A 15,073-nucleotide genomic window follows, 5' to 3' on the forward strand; every position below is an offset into this window, starting at 1 on the left:
GCCAACCCTGCGGTCATATGCCGGTCAGTCGCCAGTGCCGACTGTAGGGTAAAAGTATGAGTATGGAACCTGTGAACAGTGACGTTGCAGCGGAACCGGAAGACGTTCCCGACGCCGCGGAGTCACCGGCCGCTGCAACGCTGGGGCAGCTCATGCTGGCCGTGGAGGAGCTCTGGCCTGAGTCGCTTGCAGAGGCATGGGATGAAGTGGGTCTCGTGGCTGGCCATCCGTCCGCCGAAGTCACGCGCGTCATGTTCGCGGTGGACCCCACGCTCGAGGTCATCGACGAGGCCATCGAATGGGGCGCCGAACTGCTCATCACGCATCACCCCCTCCTCCTCAAGGGCGTCACCTCCGTTGCCGCCAACACAGCGAAGGGCCGGGCGGTCCACCGCCTGATCGAATCCGGCACTGCCCTGCTGACCGTCCACACCAACGGAGACTCAGCGGTGGGCGGCGTTTCCGACATCCTGGCCGACGCCCTGGGACTGGAGAACGTATCGCCGCTGACTCCGGCAGCCGACGGCCTTCCGGAGGAAGGCATCGGGCGCGTCGGCGACCTCAACGAGTCGATCACCCTCGGGGAATTCGCTGCGCGGGTCTTTGGCATCCTCCCCTCGGTGGCCGGCGGAGTACGGGTGTCCGGGGACAAGGACGGGCTGGTGCAGCGGGTTGCCGTGTGCGGCGGGGCCGGGGATTCGCTCTTCGACGAGGTCCGGGCCAGCAACGCGGACCTGTACGTCACCGCAGACCTGCGCCACCACCCGGCGTCCGAGGCCAGGGAAGCTGCCGTGAACGGCCGCCCCTACCTCATCGACGTCTCGCATTTCGCCAGCGAATGGCTGTGGCTGCCGGCCGCCGCCGAGGCGCTGGGCAACGTGCTCGCGGACCAGGGCCTCGACGTCGAAATCCGGGTCAGCACCACCAACAGCGACCCGTGGGACTTCATACTCACTCCCGGCTAAGCCTGGCGTGCGAAGTCCATCGCAGGGCCCACGCCGGCGAGGGGCCCGCACCGAGCGCAGCGAGGTTTGGGAGCCGGTGGGATGCGTAGCGAGGCTGGGGAGCGCGTTAGGCGCTAGAGTCTAGAAAACCCCACAGGGGTGCCGGCCCCGGGGCCGGACGGGATCAAGCGGAGGTAAAACGTGGCCAAGGCAGCACCGGCTGAACAATTGAAGTTGCTCGAGCTCCAGGGCCTGGACGCCCGGCTGAAGTCACTGGCCAGCCGCCGCCGCACCCTTGAAAACGATCCCCGGATCACCGATCTTGAGGCCGCCCTCAACGTTGCCAACGGGGAACTGGGCGCCGCGAAACTCGCCGTCCACGATGCCGAAGCGGAACTGAAGCGGGCCGAAGCGGACGTGGAGCAGGTGGCAACCCGGATCGAACGGGACGAGGCCAGGCTCAACAGCGGCACCGGGCTCTCCAAGGACCTCGTCGCCCTGCAGAAGGACATTGCCTCGCTCAACAAGCGCCGTTCAGACCTGGAGGACGTCGAACTGGAGGTTCTGGAGCGGCTGGACGGCCTGCGCGAACGGCAGGCGGCGCAGCAAAGCATCGTCGACGACATCCAGGGTTCATTCGGCGGGATCAGGGCCGAGCTCGACGCTGCGCTGGCCGAGGTCGCCGCCGAGGAGAAAGAGGTGGCCGGCAAGCGGGCAGGATTCGCCGCGGGGCTGGACACCGGAATGCTCGCCGTCTACGAGAAGACGCTGGCGCGCCGCGGAGTCGGCGCCGCGCGGCTTTTCCATGGCACCTCCGAAGGGTCGGGCATGCAGCTGAGCCCCGGCGACCTGGCCGAGATCAAGGCCGCCGCCGAGGACGACATCGTGTTCTGCCCCGACTCCGGCTGCATCCTGGTGCGTTCCGCCGAGTGGGGCTGACGGAGGCCAGGCCCGGCAGGAAAATCTAGCCCGGCAGGATGATGTTGAGGGCGTGTGCCTTGCGTGCGGTGCCCGGAACGAGTTCCGCCTGCCACTTCTCTGCCGCCGCCTTCCGCAGCTGCTCCGGCGTCGCCGGGGCTTTGCCGCGCCGCATCAGCAGGTGCCGGGCCAGCTCACCCCGGGTGTGCTTGGCAAAATGGCTGACCACCTTGCGCACGCCATTCACCTCCGTGAACACGTTGACCGTCACCGTATTTGCCGGCGGGGGAGCCCAGGCCGCCGCGTAGGTGCTGGACCGGCAGTCCACCAGTAGCCGGCCGCCGGCAACTTCGCCGAGGGCACCGGTAAGCTGCGGTTTCCAGAATGAGGCGAGCCGTCCGACGTCAGGCAGTGCCGTTGACATGGACAGCCGGTAGGCGGGCACGCAGTCGGCGAACCGGATGGCGCCCCACAGTGCGGAGATGACCAGCACCGATTCGTCCGCACGGCGCCGCTGCGCCGGGGTCATCGACTTGTAGCCGAGGGCGTCGTACAGCACGCCGGAATACACCTGGTGTGCCGGCGCCGCCGGTTCGGCGTGGAGCCGGGTGTTGCGTTCGACGTCGTCCTTGAGGGAGGCTCCGACGCCCAGCAGGGCGAGGGCATCCTCGCGCGCACTGACTGTCCCCAGCGCGTCGAGTACCTTCGCCCGGTAGGTGTTCAGCACAGGGAAACTCAACGAAGCCCAGTCCATGGCGTCGCCGCGGACGGCCGGAGTCTTGCCTTCGGACGGGGGGAGCAGAATCAGCACCGTACGATCCTACCGGCCGGGTGCGGGTCAGTTGGGGTCCGCAGCTGTCGGCCGGGTAAGGTCAGCCCAGCGAACGGCCAAGGAAGTCCAGGACGTCCGGCAGGATGGACCGCCAGTACAAGGCATCGTGGCCGCCTGGCTGGAAGCCGCCCTCCACGCGGCCGGGAAGTCCCGAACGGTACTGGCGCACCGTGGCGGCCAGATCATCCTCACTGCCGCAGTCGATCCGCTTCGGAATCGCCGCAAGCCTCGGCCGGAGCGCAAAAACGTTATTCGCCGCGAAATCAGCCGGGCCGTCGAAGGCGCCCTGCATCCCCTCCGCATAGCTGGACCAGACGGCCGGGCTCATGGCAGCCACCGCGCGAAGCCCGGACACCCTGCCCCGCGACGCCAGGAGGAGGGCACCGAACCCTCCCATCGACGTGCCGAACATGCCGACCCTTCCGAGGTCCAGCCCCTGTTCGCCCAGGAACGGCAGGAACTCCTGCACCAGCATGGACTGCGTGTCGCTGCCGTCGGCGCGGGCATGCCACCAGGAGTCGCCGCCGTCCACGGCGGCCACCGCAAAGGGCAGCCCGCCGTCGTCCAGGTGGCCCTGCAGGGCACGGTCCGCCGCGAGGTCGCGCAACAGAACCTCATGGCTGGCGCCGAGCCCGTGCAGGAAGACCGCCACCGGCAGCAACTGGTTGGCCTCCTCCGGAAGCGGCACGGCCAGGGACCAGCGCGTGATGACTGCAGGGCGGAAGCGGGAGACAAAGCCGCCTGTCCGCGTCGACACCGCAGGAATCGGCACAGCGGAAGCCGGCACTGTGGAGGAAGACGGCACGGGACCGGCCGTTGTGGTGTTGGCCGTCGTCGGACCGGGAACCGGTGACGGCGGGCCGGTGCAGGCTGATGTCGCGGCCGCACTCAGACCGGCAGCGGCTGCCAGCTGCAGCATGCGCCGCCGTGGAAAGGACGGCCGTGGAAAAGACGACTGGTCCATTTTCCGATCCTAACCCCGGAACCGGCGCGTGTCCGGGCCTGCCGGGAAAGCCCGTAAACTGGACTGCGGATGGGTTGACCAGGCGGCCGCGCGCCACGCAAGTGGCTCGAGGAACGTCCGGGCTCCACAGGGCAGGGTGGTGGGTAACGCCCACTCGGGGTAACCCGCAGGCCAGTGCCACAGAAAACAGACCGCCTGCGTCACGCCGATTGAAAGCGGCATGAAGCAGGTAAGGGTGAAACGGTGGTGTAAGAGACCACCAGCTTCCCGGGTGACCGGGAAGGCTAGGTAAACCCCACCCGGAGCAAGGCCAGACAGGACACGTTTGAGGGCTGCCCGCCCGAGTGTCCGGGTAGGCCGCTGGAGGGCGTCGGTAACGGCGCTCGTAGATGGATGGCCGCTACTCCCGCACCGGCAACGGCGCGGGAGCACAGAACCCGGCGTATCGGTCAACCCATCCACTCAAGTAGGCCGCCGGCCCACACCGCGTCCGGAAGGCAGATGCCGTGCAGTCCTCCCCTGACATCGACCCCAGACTGGACAGTCTGCTGGCGCCCATCTTTGGCCCGGGCCGCCAAGATACGGACGGGACGATCGAGCTCACCGTCATTGTCGACGGAACGATAGTTTCTGGCTCGGTAGTGGGTGAAGAAGCATGGACCAGGCGCCAGAATGCGCAGATCAGCACCTCAGGCGAAATTCCGGCGGCATTGCCTCACGCCGTGGAGGAAGGCCAGATCCGGTTCCTTCATTTCCTTGAACCTGTAGTGATCTCCGGCGGAAACCCCATCCGCCTGAACGCGACGAGGGTGGACCTCCGCCACGTAGCTGCCTGGAGCATTGGCCGCCTCCGGTACGGCGAGCAGTAGCGCTACCCCCGGCCGGGCGGCAGGCATCACACCCCGTGTGAGTGATTTCACGGGCTCCCGGCGCTTTCCGGCCCCCGCGCCACCTTAGAATGGATGGTGAACGTAGAAGTTCTACCGCCGGATCTGCGTTCGCAGCCGGCGGTTTTTCTTTGCACGGTCGACGGCATCCGGGGTGGACCGAAACCCTGCCGGTGCCAGCTTGCCCTGGATAACTTCCAGTGGCCGCCATCCGGTTTACGAGGACGTAGGCCGGTTGAACCAAGGAAGGTAGTTCTGTGAGCCAGACGTCAGATTCTTGTCTTGATACGTGGATGGGCCGGGAGGCGCTCGCCGAGGCCATGATCCCGGTGATCGGCCGGCTGTACCGTGAAAACAACGTGGTCACCTCCATCCACGGTCGCAGCCTGATCAACAAGTCCACCATGAACATCCTGAAGGCGCACCGCTTTGCGCGCCGGATGAGCAAGGATGAGCTGCTCCTCGAGGAGACAGCCCCGCTGCTGAACACGCTGGCGCAGCTGGACCTGGGTGCCGCTGCCATCGACATCGCCCGCCTGAACCAGAAGTTCAAGTCCGACGGCGGCGACCTGACTTTGGAGGAATTCCTCCGTGCCGAGCTCGCCGAGATCGTGGGCAAGCGCGGCGCTGACGACCGTACCAGCACCGACGTCGTGCTCTACGGCTTCGGCCGCATCGGCAGGCTCCTGGCCCGCCTCCTCATCGAAAAGGCCGGCGGCGGCCACGGCCTGCGACTGCGCGCCATCGTGGTCCGGCGCGGCTCCGACAACGACCTGACCAAGCGTGCGAGCCTGCTGCGCCGCGACTCCGTGCACGGCTCCTTCGAGGGAACCATCCGGGTGGACACCGAGGCCAACACCATCACGGCCAACGGCGTGCAGATCCAGGTCATCTACTCGGACAACCCCGCCACCATCGACTACACCGCGTACGGCATCAACAACGCCCTCGTGGTGGACAACACCGGCCGCTGGCGCGACGCCGAAGGCCTCGGCCAGCACCTTCTGAGCAAGGGCGTCGCCAAGGTCCTGCTGACCGCGCCCGGCAAGGGCGAGCTGAAGAACATCGTCCACGGCATCAACCATGGCGACATCACCGATTCGGACCGGATCGTGACGGCCGCCTCCTGCACCACCAACGCCATTACCCCGGTCCTGAAGGCCCTCAACGACAAGTACGGCGTGATCCACGGGCACGTCGAGACGGTCCACTCGTTCACGAACGACCAGAACCTGATCGACAACTTCCACAAGGGCGACCGGCGGGGGCGTTCGGCCGCGCTGAACATGGTGATCACCGAGACCGGTGCCGCCAAGGCCGTGGCCAAGGCGCTTCCCGAGCTGCAGGGCAAGCTCTCCGGCAGTTCCATTCGGGTCCCCACCCCGGACGTGTCCCTCGCCGTCCTGAACCTCAACCTGGAAAAAGGCACCACCAAGGACGAGGTCAACGACTACCTGCGCGAGATGTCGCTGCATTCGGACCTGCGCAAGCAGATCGACTACATCGACTCGCCCGAGGTTGTCTCCACCGACTTCGTCGGCTCCCGCCGTGCTGGCATCGTCGACGGCCTCGCCACGATCGCCAACAACAAGAACCTGGTTGTTTACGTCTGGTACGACAACGAGTTCGGCTACAGCTGCCAGGTGGTCCGCGTCATGGAGGAAATGGCCGGGGTCAATCCGCCTGCCTTCCCTGCCAAGGACTCCGAAAAGGATGCCGCCCCGGTCCTGGCCGTGGCAGCCTCCGTCTAACCCGAAGCATTCCGTCAGCCCCGCCGGCACACCCTGTGCCGGCGGGGCTGACCCGTTCCCGGGAAGTTCCCGGGCAATTCTCTGGAATCAGCCGGGAAACGGGCACAAACTTGTGTCATGGAACAGAACCCGACGCTTCAGCATGAGACAACCCTGGAACATGCCCTCGACGTTGCAAAGGCGAACCAGAAAGAAGCCCAGAGGCTTCTGGACGAGGCGCGTGCCGCGCACGCGCGAGGGGACATCGGCGACGAGAGGGTAGCCCAGCTGGAGCGGCTGCTTGACCTCGCCAACACGGATCTCCATCGGGTTATGCGCGAGCAGTAAGCCACCCGCCCTCCACAGGGCACCTGTCCTCCACACTGTGGATACCCGCACCCCGCCGGGCTGTTACACCTAAGCTTCTGGATGTGTACCCACATCCTGCCCGAGACTCCCGCGCCCGGCGCACCGGAGTGCCTGCATGAGTGTCAGCTGGGCCGGCTACCGGCGTGCCCGCCGGCGCTCCCGGCAGGCCTGGGCGGTGCTCGGTGTGGCGACGGTATCGGTGGTGGCGGCCACCGTGTGGTTTTTTACGGCGGGGCAGTTCATCGCGGCCGAGCCTGCGGTGTCCGGACCCAGCGAGGCGCCGGTGTTCGACGCTGCCTGGATGAAGCCGGTGGCACCTCCGTACCCGGTGCCGCGGGGCAGCGCGGCCGCCGCACTGGAGGCACTGGCCGTGAACGGCAGGGCACCCGGCGGCGATTACGACCGGTCCGCATTCGGCCAGGCCTGGCAGGACGCGGACCACAACGGCTGCGACACGCGCAACGACATCCTGCGCCGGGACCTTCACGACGTTGCTTTCGCCAAGGGATCAAAGTGCAAAGTTGCCGCCGGCACCATGCAGGAGCCGTATGTGGGGATGGTGGTGAGGTTTGTCCGCGGAGCTGATTCCAGCAAGGACGTGCAGATCGACCACGTCGTCGCCTTGGGCGATGCCTGGCAGAAAGGGGCCCAGCAGCTGACTGCGCAGCAGCGCCAGAACCTTGCCAACGATCCGCTCAACCTCATTGCCGCGGACGGTGACGCCAACCAGGAGAAAAGCGCCTCGGACGCCGCCACCTGGCTGCCGGAGAACAAGGCGCTCCGGTGCCACTACGTGGCGCGGCAGATCTCGGTGAAGGCAGCGTACGGCCTCTGGGTCACCCAGCCTGAGAAGGACGTCATGGCCCGCGTGCTGGATTCATGCCCGGAGCAGCAGACGGTGGTGCCCCGGTAGGGCCGCAGCCGCGGCTGGCGGCGGCCGAAGCCGCGCCGGTGTCAGTGGCCGAACGGGTCCGGGTCCACGCCCGGCATCCAGGTCAGTCCTGGGACGCCCCAGCCGCTCTTCTTGGCCTGCTTCATTGCCTTGCGGGCGTACCTGTCGATGAGGCGGTTGACGTACAGCTTGCCATCCAGGTGGTCGAATTCGTGCTGGATGATGCGGGCGAACCAGCCGGTCGCCTCGAAGTCCACCGGGTTTCCGTGGGCGTCGAAGCCCTGCACCCGCACCCATTCGGCGCGCTTGAGCGGATATTGCTCGCCGGGGAAGGAGAGGCAGCCCTCCACTTCCTCGTCCGGATCCGGGAGGGCCCCGGACACCTTGGAGAGGGTCAGCACAGGGTTAACTACGGCACCGGCCGGGGGAGCGCCGTCCTCGTTCTCGTACTTGTAGACGAAGATCCGCTTGCCCACGCCGATCTGCGGCGCGGCCAGTCCGACGCCGTTCGCCTTGTCGTTCGTTTCGAACATGTCGGCAATCAGCTGGCGAAGCCCGTCGTCGAACTCCTCCACCTCAGCAGCCCGGCGGTGCAGCACCGGCTCACCCCAGATGGTGATGGGCAGAACGGTCATGTCAGGGGATTCCTTCGGCGCTTTGCCGGACGGGGGCCGGCAGGGGTGAAACCAACAAAGGCCGCACCGGATAACCGGTACGGCCTTTGTTGCTGGCCGGCAATAAACTGCCGTCCTCGGTGCGGGTGAGCGACGGGGGTTGAACCCGCGACCTCCTGGACCACAACCAGGCGCTCTGCCAACTGAGCTACGCCCACCATGTGCCCTGCGGACTGTCCGGTTTCCCGGCCTTCCGAAAAGGCAACGACAAATAGCTTACCTGCTGTTGGGGGATGCTTTTGCCACTTTTGGCTTTTTCGGCAAAATTTTCCTCAAACGTGGCGCAGATTACTTTCCGGTCTGCTGCGCTGCGGGCGGCGTAGCGGTTTCCGGGGCCTGCGGGTCGACGGCGGAGGGCTGGTCGACGGCGGAGGGCGAGGCAGAGATGCGCTGGGAGATCTTCAGCGCTGAGGCGCTGTCCGGTCCGGGGGCTGGCACGAAGACAGCTTCCCGGTAGTACCGGAGTTCGTCGATGGAATCCTTGATGTCCCCGAGGGCACGGTGGCCGCCGTGCTTGGCCGGCGCCTGGAAGTAGGCCCGCGCATACCAGCGCCGGGCAAGCTCCTTGATGGTGCTGACATCGATGATGCGGTAGTGCAGGTGCTCCACCACCGAGGGCATGTCCCGGGCAAGGAAGACCCGGTCCGTTCCCACCGAGTTGCCGGCGAGGGGCGCCTTGCGGGGATCTGGAACCCACTTGCGGATGTAGTCCAGCACCAGGGCCTCTGCTTCGGCCATCGTCTTGCCGGCCGGAAGCTCGTTCAGCAGGCCTGACCGGGTGTGCATGTCCCGGACGAAGTCGTTCATCTGGGCGAGGGCGGCGTCGTCGGGCTTGATGACCACGTCCACCCCGTCGCCGAGGATGTTGAGTTCGGAGTCGGTCACCAGGGCCGCAACCTCGATCAGGGCGTCGTTGACGCTGTCGAGGCCGGTCATTTCGCAGTCGATCCAGACGATGCGTTCGTTAGTAATAGGCACCCGTTCAGCCTACCGTTTAGCCGCATGCAAGCCTTGGAGAGGCGCTCCGGTGCTAATATTTCGGGTACGTGGCAACGCCTGACTGCGGTGGCCGCGTCCCCGGCGTCGCCCAAATTGGCTGGCGGCGCCCAATTTGGCTGGCTGCCCAATTCGGCCGGCCGCTCAGCTTGGCTGCAGAGGGGGCAGCACGCCCAAAAAGAGACATGCCTAGATGGCTAGGCGCAGAAGAGATTGGACGATCCTGAGATGACGGCGCCTGTGCCTGCGATAGGGGAAACGGCCACCGGCACTTCCACGGACCCGGCCCGGCCGGAAGTGGACAACCCGCGCTCACCGATTCTCTCCGGCTTCATCGGTTCCATGTTCCTGCTCATCGGATCGCTCGGCGTCGGCTGGCTCGCGCCGGTTTCGGAGCTGCGGCGGATGCCCCTGTTCATCTGGATGCGCACCGAGGCGTTCGGTGTCGGGCTGTCCATCGTGCTGCTCGCGGTGGGCGGCATGCTGCTGGTCCGGGCCTGGCTCCGGCTAGGCCAGCACGTCCACGTGTGGGGCAGGGAAGCCCGCAAGGCCACGCTTCAGGCCATCGTGGCGTGGGGCCTTCCGATGATGTTCACCGTCCCGCTGTTCAGCCGGGACGTCTACGCGTACATCGGCCAGGGCCGGCTGATGGTGGAGGGCTTCAACCCGTACGAGAACGGCATCTCGGCGCTGTCCAATTACTTCCAGCTGGGCGCGGACAAGATGTGGACCGAGGCCCCGGTTCCGTATGGCCAGGTGTTTTTGTGGATCGAGCAGTTCGTGGTCTGGTCCACCAATGTCCAGCCGGAAGCCAGCATCATGCTGTTCCGGCTGGCCGCGCTGGCGGGTGTGGTGCTCTGCATCATCTACGTCCCCAAGCTCGCCCAACTGCACGGGGTCAATCCGCACCGTGCCCTCTGGCTGACGGCGGCCAATCCGCTCTTCCTGACCAACTTCATCGCCAGCGTCCACAACGATTCGCTCATGATCGGGCTGGCCCTCGCGGGTCTCTACTATTGCGCCACGCGGCGGGTCATGCTGGGCCTCGTCCTCGTCACGGCCTCCATCGCGGTGAAGCCGATCACCGTGGTGTTTCTTCCGTTCATCGGCCTGCTCTGGGCCGGCAAGAGGGCCAGCTGGCCCAGGAAGTTCGTGTTCTGGGGCCTCACCGCCGGAATCAGCTTTGCCCTGCTTTATGCCATGAGCCTGGTGAACGGCTTCGGGTTCGGCTGGATCAACGGCCTCTCGGCACCGGGCAGCGTGTGGATCTGGTACGCCCCCGTGGGGCTGCTTGGCCTGGTGGTCGCATCCATCGCCAACGCGTTCAGCCTGGACGGCTGGGGCCTGGCCAAGTGGGTCTACGACGTCGGCAAGCTCCTTGCCGTGGGCATCGTCGCCTGGCAGATCTTCCGGGGCGAACACGACCGTCTTATGCGCCGCCTGACGCTCGCCTTCGCCGCGGTTGTGGTGCTGTCGCCCATGATCCAGTCCTGGTACGTGGTGTGGCTGATTCCGCTGTTCGCCGTCACGGGCATCCGGGATGACTGGCAGGTCAAGGCGCTCTACTTCATCGTGTCGTTCTTCATGGTTTACGCCATCTCCGACCAGCTCGAAGTCTTTCCCTACCTGCAGACCGATGACCTGGGCCTGGCCCTGGCACTTGCCCGCAACGCGGCCGCCATCATCGCCCTGCTGTTTGCGCTGTACCTGATCTTCCTGGACCGCAGCACCAAGCTGCTGTTCAGCAAGGCCGACCAGCCGGTCACCACCCGCCCGGTCATCTGACGAGGCTCATCTGACCTGGAGGTTTTTCAGGGCTTCCCTGCGCGAGAGCGGGCTCAGCGAGGGGCCGTTCCGTGTCACGAACTCCAGGACCCATGCCGGGTCGGTCTTGGCGTACTCACGCAGCGACCATCCGATGGCCTTGCGGATGAAGAATTCCTTGTCGGCCATGTTCGCCTCGATGACCGCCGTGAGCAGGCGCGTGTCCGTCTGGACTTTGGCGCCCAGCTGGGCCGTAATTGATGCCCGCCGGATCCAGAAGTCCCGGTCGGCACTCCAGCGGAGCAGTACGCGTGTCAGTTCCTCCCGGTGGGCCCTGAGCAGTGCGCCGATCCGGTGGGCAACCCCGTCAACGTAGTCCCAGGACGAGCCCGTCCGGATGATCTCCTCATACACCTGCAGCATCGCCAGGTCGCCGGCCACGCTCCGCAGCCCTGTCAGGTCAATCGCGGCGTAGCGTTCCTCGCGATAGCGGGCCTCACGCCAGAGGACAAGCACCGTTGACCGCAGCTCGTCGGCCGTTTCAAAGGGATGTGCCGCGGCCACGGCAAAGGCCGTCCGGCGCACCTCCGGCACGCGGACGCCGAGCGACGGTGTTGCGGACTTCATGTAGGCCTGCGCCGCGGCGCCGCGGACGGGGTCTGCCGCCGCCCGCAGTTCGGAGCGAATCAGTGCCAGCACCGCTTCATTTGCCATGCTGCCAAGATAGCCGGTCACCGACGCCCGGCTGCCCGCTTCATCCCACGCGCAGCCGCACCACCGCGCGCCCGGGAACGGCGTCACTGACCACCTCAAACCCGGCGGCCAGGAACAGGCCGAGCGTGCCCTGGTAGAGGTCCGCCGGCCCGGCCTTCGGCCGCTGGGCGGGATCCACCGGGTACCCTTCCACGACGGCGGCACCGTTGGCGCTTGCGTGGCCGACGGCGGCAGCCAGCAGGGCTGCTGCCACACCGCTGCGCCGGTGGCCGGGTGCGACGACGAAACAGCTCACCGACCATACGCTCCCGCCGCCACCGTCGGTGACTGGCGGGCCGGCGGCCTTGAACACCTGCGAACGGAGGATCCGCGGGTAGCACTGCCGCGGCTCCACGGCGCACCAGCCGACGACGGAACCGCTGCGATTTGCCAGAACCCCCGGTGCCGGCCCGCCGCCGTCGAACTTGTCCTTCAGCTGTGCTTTGCGGTCAGCGGCCGGGGTGGCAGCGAAGCTGGCACCCGGCAGGGCAAAGAAGCGGCACCAGCACCGTGAGGGCTCACCGCGGATGCCGAACAGCTGCTCGACGGCGGGCCACTCGGCGGCCGCTGTGGTGATGCCGCCTTCTTCCTCTTGTGAAGGGCCTGCCATGGCCGCCTTCCCTTGCCTCCGCGTCTATGACTCGCCGGCCGGCTCGGTGCTCCGGCGGAGCGTCACTTCGCCCTTCACCTCTACGGTTGCGGCCGTCTGGCCCGGTCCCGCGCCGGGAACTGCCAGCCGGCCGATTTCCTCCAGTGGCAGGCGGACGGTGGAGAGGGCCGGGCGGAAGTCGCGCAGGGTTTCGATGTCGTCAAAGCCGGCGATGGCAGCATCGCGGGGGATCCGCAGCCCCTTGGAACGCAGTGCGGCGGTGGCCCCGATGGCCATGACGTCGTTGACGGCGAAGATGCAGAGCCGGCTCTTGCTGCTTGCGCCGCTCCCGCCGATGCGGGCCACGAGTTCCAGGCCTGCCTCGAATCCGCCCGCGCGGTCGAACCCTGCGTGCAGGACGTCCGCCGGCGGCAGGCCCGCGTCAGCCAGGCCCCGCTGGAATCCGCGCACCCGGTCGTCGGAGGTCAGGAGGCCCTCCGGGCCGGCGATGATGACGAACGCCCCGGCGTGTGAGGCGGCCAGCTCCCGGGCGAGTGCGGCTGCGAGCTCCTCGTTGGGAACCTCGACCACGTGATAGCCCTCCTCGGATTCGGCGCCCACCACGGCGTGGCCCACCACGCCCACCCGGCCGCCGTTGCGGCAATAGCGGTCAAGTTCGGCGGCCAGTTCGGCGTTGCCCTGCCTGTCGGCGGTCCGTGCAGACCGCGATCCCGCGATCACGATCGAGTCCGCGCGGCGCGCGGCAAAGGCTGCCACGGCCGCGCGCTCGTCGGCGGGACTGCCCGCGGTGGTGGCCAGCAAAACCATCTTGTTCTGGTGCTGCGCAGCGGCCTGGACGCCGCGGGCGATGGCCGAGAAGTAGGGGTCGGCGATGTCGTGCACGATCAGCCCGATGAGGCCTGAGCTCGACTTGGCGAGGCCCTGGGCCTGGGCGTTGGGGATGTAACCCAGGGAGTCCGCAGCCTTCCGGACGCGCTCCGCGATGTCCGGTCCGGGGGTCCTGGCAGAACCGTTCAGAACGCGGCTGGCCGTGGCAGGGGAGACTCCGGCCAGGCGGGCTACTTCGGTCAGCGTGCTCGCAGCCACAGGCGCAACTCCTCTTCAGCGGGCCCCAGCGTCGGGAAAATCGGCTGATGCTCACAATATCGCAGTGGAAAAAGTCAGGAAAGCGCTTGCCAGTCCGGCTATGGTTCGGCGCTGTGTTTGCAGTGGGAATCCGCTCTCCCGATGACCAGCCACCACGACTGAAGACCGGGATCGCCTTCTTGGCCTGGCTCAATGGCAAGCAGCCGGGCTTCCAGATGATGGGCACGCTGCACTCGGGCCGGTCCGCGGTGCACCTGGCCAAGACCTTCGAACCGGCGCTTCGCGGCACCCGGTGCAGCCCTTCGCCTGGCGTAACGCGACATGTTTCCGGGGCAGAGGTCCGATCCCCGGGACAGGACCGGGCCTCGCTTTGTCTGGCCCCGGCTGCTGCCGCGCCCTTACTTCGGTACCTTCCGGCGGGTAGGGTGGCGCCAGGAGGGGAAACCATGGTCAAACAATTCAGGGACGCCGAGGCGGACATCGTTGTCGCGGCACAGCCCGAACGGGTGTGGAAGGCACTGACGGATCCGGCCGACGTCAAGGAATACTTCCTCGGCACGCACGTGACATCCACCTGGCGGGAGGGTGACCCTGTGACGTTTGAGGGGGAGTGGCAGGGCAAGTCTTACCAGGACAAGGGCACGGTACTGGAGGCGCGCCCCAACAAACTCCTGCGCATCACCCACTACAGCCCCCTGTCGGGATTGCCCGACGAGCCGGCCAGCTACCACACCGTGGAATACGTGCTGGAACCCGTGGCCGAGGGCACCCGGGTCATCATCACCCAAGGCAATAACAAGAGTGATGACGAGGCCGCGGAGTCGGAAAAACTTTGGAGCATGGTGCTTGGCAACCTCAAGGAGTACCTGGAGGACTGACTGAGTCGCCTGTGGCCTGCGGCTTTACCGCTGTCGGCTGGCCTGCACCCGGCGCCGGTGGGCAGCTGCGCGCAACTGGATGATCCGGGCTGCGCCGGCCATTGCGACGAGGACACCCCCGCCCACTGCGGCGATGAAGAGGGACATCCCGAGCGAGACCGCCCCTTCGAGGCCGAAAAACTTCACCTGGACGAGTTCCTGGTTCTGCAGGATGAAGATGATCAGCAGTACCAGTACCACCAGGGCCGAGGCTACGGCCACCCAGATCATTCCGGCGCGCGTGACGCGCCGTTCGGGCTCCGCCACGCGGGGCTGCGGTGATGTGCTCCCGTCATAGCCCGGGATGGCGGCCGTGCCGGGGTGCCGGCCCGCCGCGCCGGTACCTGTGCCCGCTCCCGCCGGCGCGGATTCAGGGGGCACTGCGGTGCCCGGCTGGCCTGCCGCGGAGCTCGAGGGCCGGGGCGTCTCAGGAGTGGCGGGGCTCTCGCCCGACTGGCTGTGCTGCATGCGGGTGTTCCTTCCTCGACTGGTGGTCCAGGTTGGCCGGCGTGTGCGGATGTCCGGCGCCCAGTCCGATCATAGGCACAGTCAGCCCGCAATAGTAAGCATGCTTTGCAATTGCCCGGGAGGCAAAGAAAACACCCCGGTCCGTAGACCGGGGTGTCAACGTGCGCCCCAGGAGGTGTCTAGTTTCACGACATAGTTCACACGTGAGTCGGGACATCGTTCCCACCTGATGCTTCACCGGTGAGTCGGGTCATGGTTCACACCCGGAA

The 15,073-nt window shown here is 66.8% G+C and carries 16 protein-coding genes, 1 tRNA gene, 1 other RNA gene and 1 pseudogene; 10 read left to right on the forward strand and 9 right to left on the reverse strand.

Annotation, left to right across the window (positions count from 1 at the left end):
* Positions 1-62 precede the first annotated feature (62 nt).
* Positions 63-965: a Nif3-like dinuclear metal center hexameric protein gene (locus ACFTSA_RS23640; RefSeq protein WP_377954480.1), complete on the forward strand. Its 903-nt coding sequence runs from the start codon at positions 63-65 to the stop codon at positions 963-965.
* 180 nt (positions 966-1,145) lie between these two features.
* Positions 1,146-1,883, forward strand: coding sequence for a zinc ribbon domain-containing protein (locus ACFTSA_RS23645; RefSeq protein WP_377954467.1), 738 nt, complete (start codon positions 1,146-1,148; stop codon positions 1,881-1,883).
* A gap of 25 nt (positions 1,884-1,908) precedes the next feature.
* On the opposite strand, the gene ACFTSA_RS23650 is transcribed toward ACFTSA_RS23645, so the two are convergent.
* Positions 1,909-2,673, reverse strand: a complete 765-nt coding sequence (locus ACFTSA_RS23650) for a YaaA family protein (protein WP_377954468.1) — start codon at positions 2,671-2,673, stop codon at positions 1,909-1,911.
* A gap of 61 nt (positions 2,674-2,734) precedes the next feature.
* A complete protein-coding gene (locus tag ACFTSA_RS23655; protein WP_377954469.1) occupies positions 2,735-3,658 on the reverse strand; it encodes an alpha/beta hydrolase in 924 nt (307 codons plus the stop codon).
* A gap of 70 nt (positions 3,659-3,728) precedes the next feature.
* Here ACFTSA_RS23655 and rnpB point away from each other — a divergent pair.
* The 5 genes from rnpB to ACFTSA_RS23680 all read left to right on the forward strand — a co-directional run bounded on the left by rnpB (position 3,729) and on the right by ACFTSA_RS23680 (position 7,557).
* An RNA gene (gene rnpB, locus ACFTSA_RS23660) (RNase P RNA component class A) lies at positions 3,729-4,119 on the forward strand.
* 45 nt (positions 4,120-4,164) lie between these two features.
* The gene (locus ACFTSA_RS23665) at positions 4,165-4,527 is read left to right on the forward strand and encodes a hypothetical protein (protein ID WP_377954470.1); all 363 of its coding nucleotides are present in this window, start codon (positions 4,165-4,167) and stop codon (positions 4,525-4,527) included.
* Between the two features lie 275 nt (positions 4,528-4,802).
* Positions 4,803-6,296: a glyceraldehyde-3-phosphate dehydrogenase gene (locus ACFTSA_RS23670; protein ID WP_377954471.1), complete on the forward strand. Its 1,494-nt coding sequence runs from the start codon at positions 4,803-4,805 to the stop codon at positions 6,294-6,296.
* A gap of 117 nt (positions 6,297-6,413) precedes the next feature.
* Positions 6,414-6,623 carry a hypothetical protein gene (locus ACFTSA_RS23675; RefSeq protein WP_377954472.1) on the forward strand — a complete coding sequence of 70 codons (210 nt, stop codon included), beginning with the start codon at positions 6,414-6,416 and terminating at the stop codon, positions 6,621-6,623.
* A 136-nt stretch (positions 6,624-6,759) separates the two neighbouring features.
* Positions 6,760-7,557, forward strand: coding sequence for an HNH endonuclease family protein (locus tag ACFTSA_RS23680; protein WP_377954473.1), 798 nt, complete (start codon positions 6,760-6,762; stop codon positions 7,555-7,557).
* A gap of 41 nt (positions 7,558-7,598) precedes the next feature.
* On the opposite strand, the gene def is transcribed toward ACFTSA_RS23680, so the two are convergent.
* From def to orn, 3 genes are all read right to left on the reverse strand, one after another.
* Positions 7,599-8,171, reverse strand: coding sequence for a peptide deformylase (gene def, locus ACFTSA_RS23685; RefSeq protein WP_377954474.1), 573 nt, complete (start codon positions 8,169-8,171; stop codon positions 7,599-7,601).
* A gap of 124 nt (positions 8,172-8,295) precedes the next feature.
* Positions 8,296-8,368 (reverse strand) — tRNA-His (locus tag ACFTSA_RS23690).
* Between the two features lie 130 nt (positions 8,369-8,498).
* A complete protein-coding gene (gene orn, locus ACFTSA_RS23695) occupies positions 8,499-9,146 on the reverse strand; it encodes an oligoribonuclease (RefSeq protein ID WP_377954481.1) in 648 nt (215 codons plus the stop codon).
* 288 nt (positions 9,147-9,434) lie between these two features.
* On the opposite strand from orn, the gene mptB reads away from it, so the two are divergent.
* Entirely contained in the window at positions 9,435-10,991 is a 1,557-nt protein-coding gene (gene mptB, locus ACFTSA_RS23700; protein WP_377954475.1) for a polyprenol phosphomannose-dependent alpha 1,6 mannosyltransferase MptB, read from the forward strand.
* Positions 10,992-10,997: 6 nt separating this feature from the next.
* On the opposite strand, the gene ACFTSA_RS23705 is transcribed toward mptB, so the two are convergent.
* From ACFTSA_RS23705 to ACFTSA_RS23715, 3 genes are read right to left on the reverse strand one after another with little or no spacing between them, the layout of a single operon-like run.
* Complete coding sequence (locus tag ACFTSA_RS23705; RefSeq protein WP_377954476.1) at positions 10,998-11,684, reverse strand: DNA alkylation repair protein; 687 nt, start codon at positions 11,682-11,684, stop codon at positions 10,998-11,000.
* Between the two features lie 40 nt (positions 11,685-11,724).
* Positions 11,725-12,333: a GNAT family N-acetyltransferase gene (locus tag ACFTSA_RS23710; protein WP_377954477.1), complete on the reverse strand. Its 609-nt coding sequence runs from the start codon at positions 12,331-12,333 to the stop codon at positions 11,725-11,727.
* Between the two features lie 24 nt (positions 12,334-12,357).
* Complete coding sequence (locus ACFTSA_RS23715) at positions 12,358-13,419, reverse strand: LacI family DNA-binding transcriptional regulator (RefSeq protein ID WP_377954478.1); 1,062 nt, start codon at positions 13,417-13,419, stop codon at positions 12,358-12,360.
* A 161-nt stretch (positions 13,420-13,580) separates the two neighbouring features.
* Here ACFTSA_RS23715 and ACFTSA_RS23720 point away from each other — a divergent pair.
* Positions 13,581-13,697: pseudogene (locus ACFTSA_RS23720) on the forward strand (DUF993 family protein); the annotation flags it as partial.
* Between the two features lie 168 nt (positions 13,698-13,865).
* On the forward strand, positions 13,866-14,297 hold the full coding sequence (locus ACFTSA_RS23725; protein ID WP_377954482.1) for an SRPBCC domain-containing protein: 432 nt from the start codon (positions 13,866-13,868) through the stop codon (positions 14,295-14,297).
* 24 nt (positions 14,298-14,321) lie between these two features.
* Here the strand turns inward: ACFTSA_RS23725 and ACFTSA_RS23730 are convergent, their stop codons facing one another.
* Positions 14,322-14,804 carry a lipopolysaccharide assembly LapA domain-containing protein gene (locus ACFTSA_RS23730; protein WP_377954479.1) on the reverse strand — a complete coding sequence of 161 codons (483 nt, stop codon included), beginning with the start codon at positions 14,802-14,804 and terminating at the stop codon, positions 14,322-14,324.
* Between the last annotated feature and the right edge of the window lie 269 nt (positions 14,805-15,073).

Source organism: Arthrobacter sp. NPDC057013, assembly GCF_042674585.1.
Taxonomy (GTDB): Bacteria; Actinomycetota; Actinomycetes; order Actinomycetales; family Micrococcaceae; genus Arthrobacter.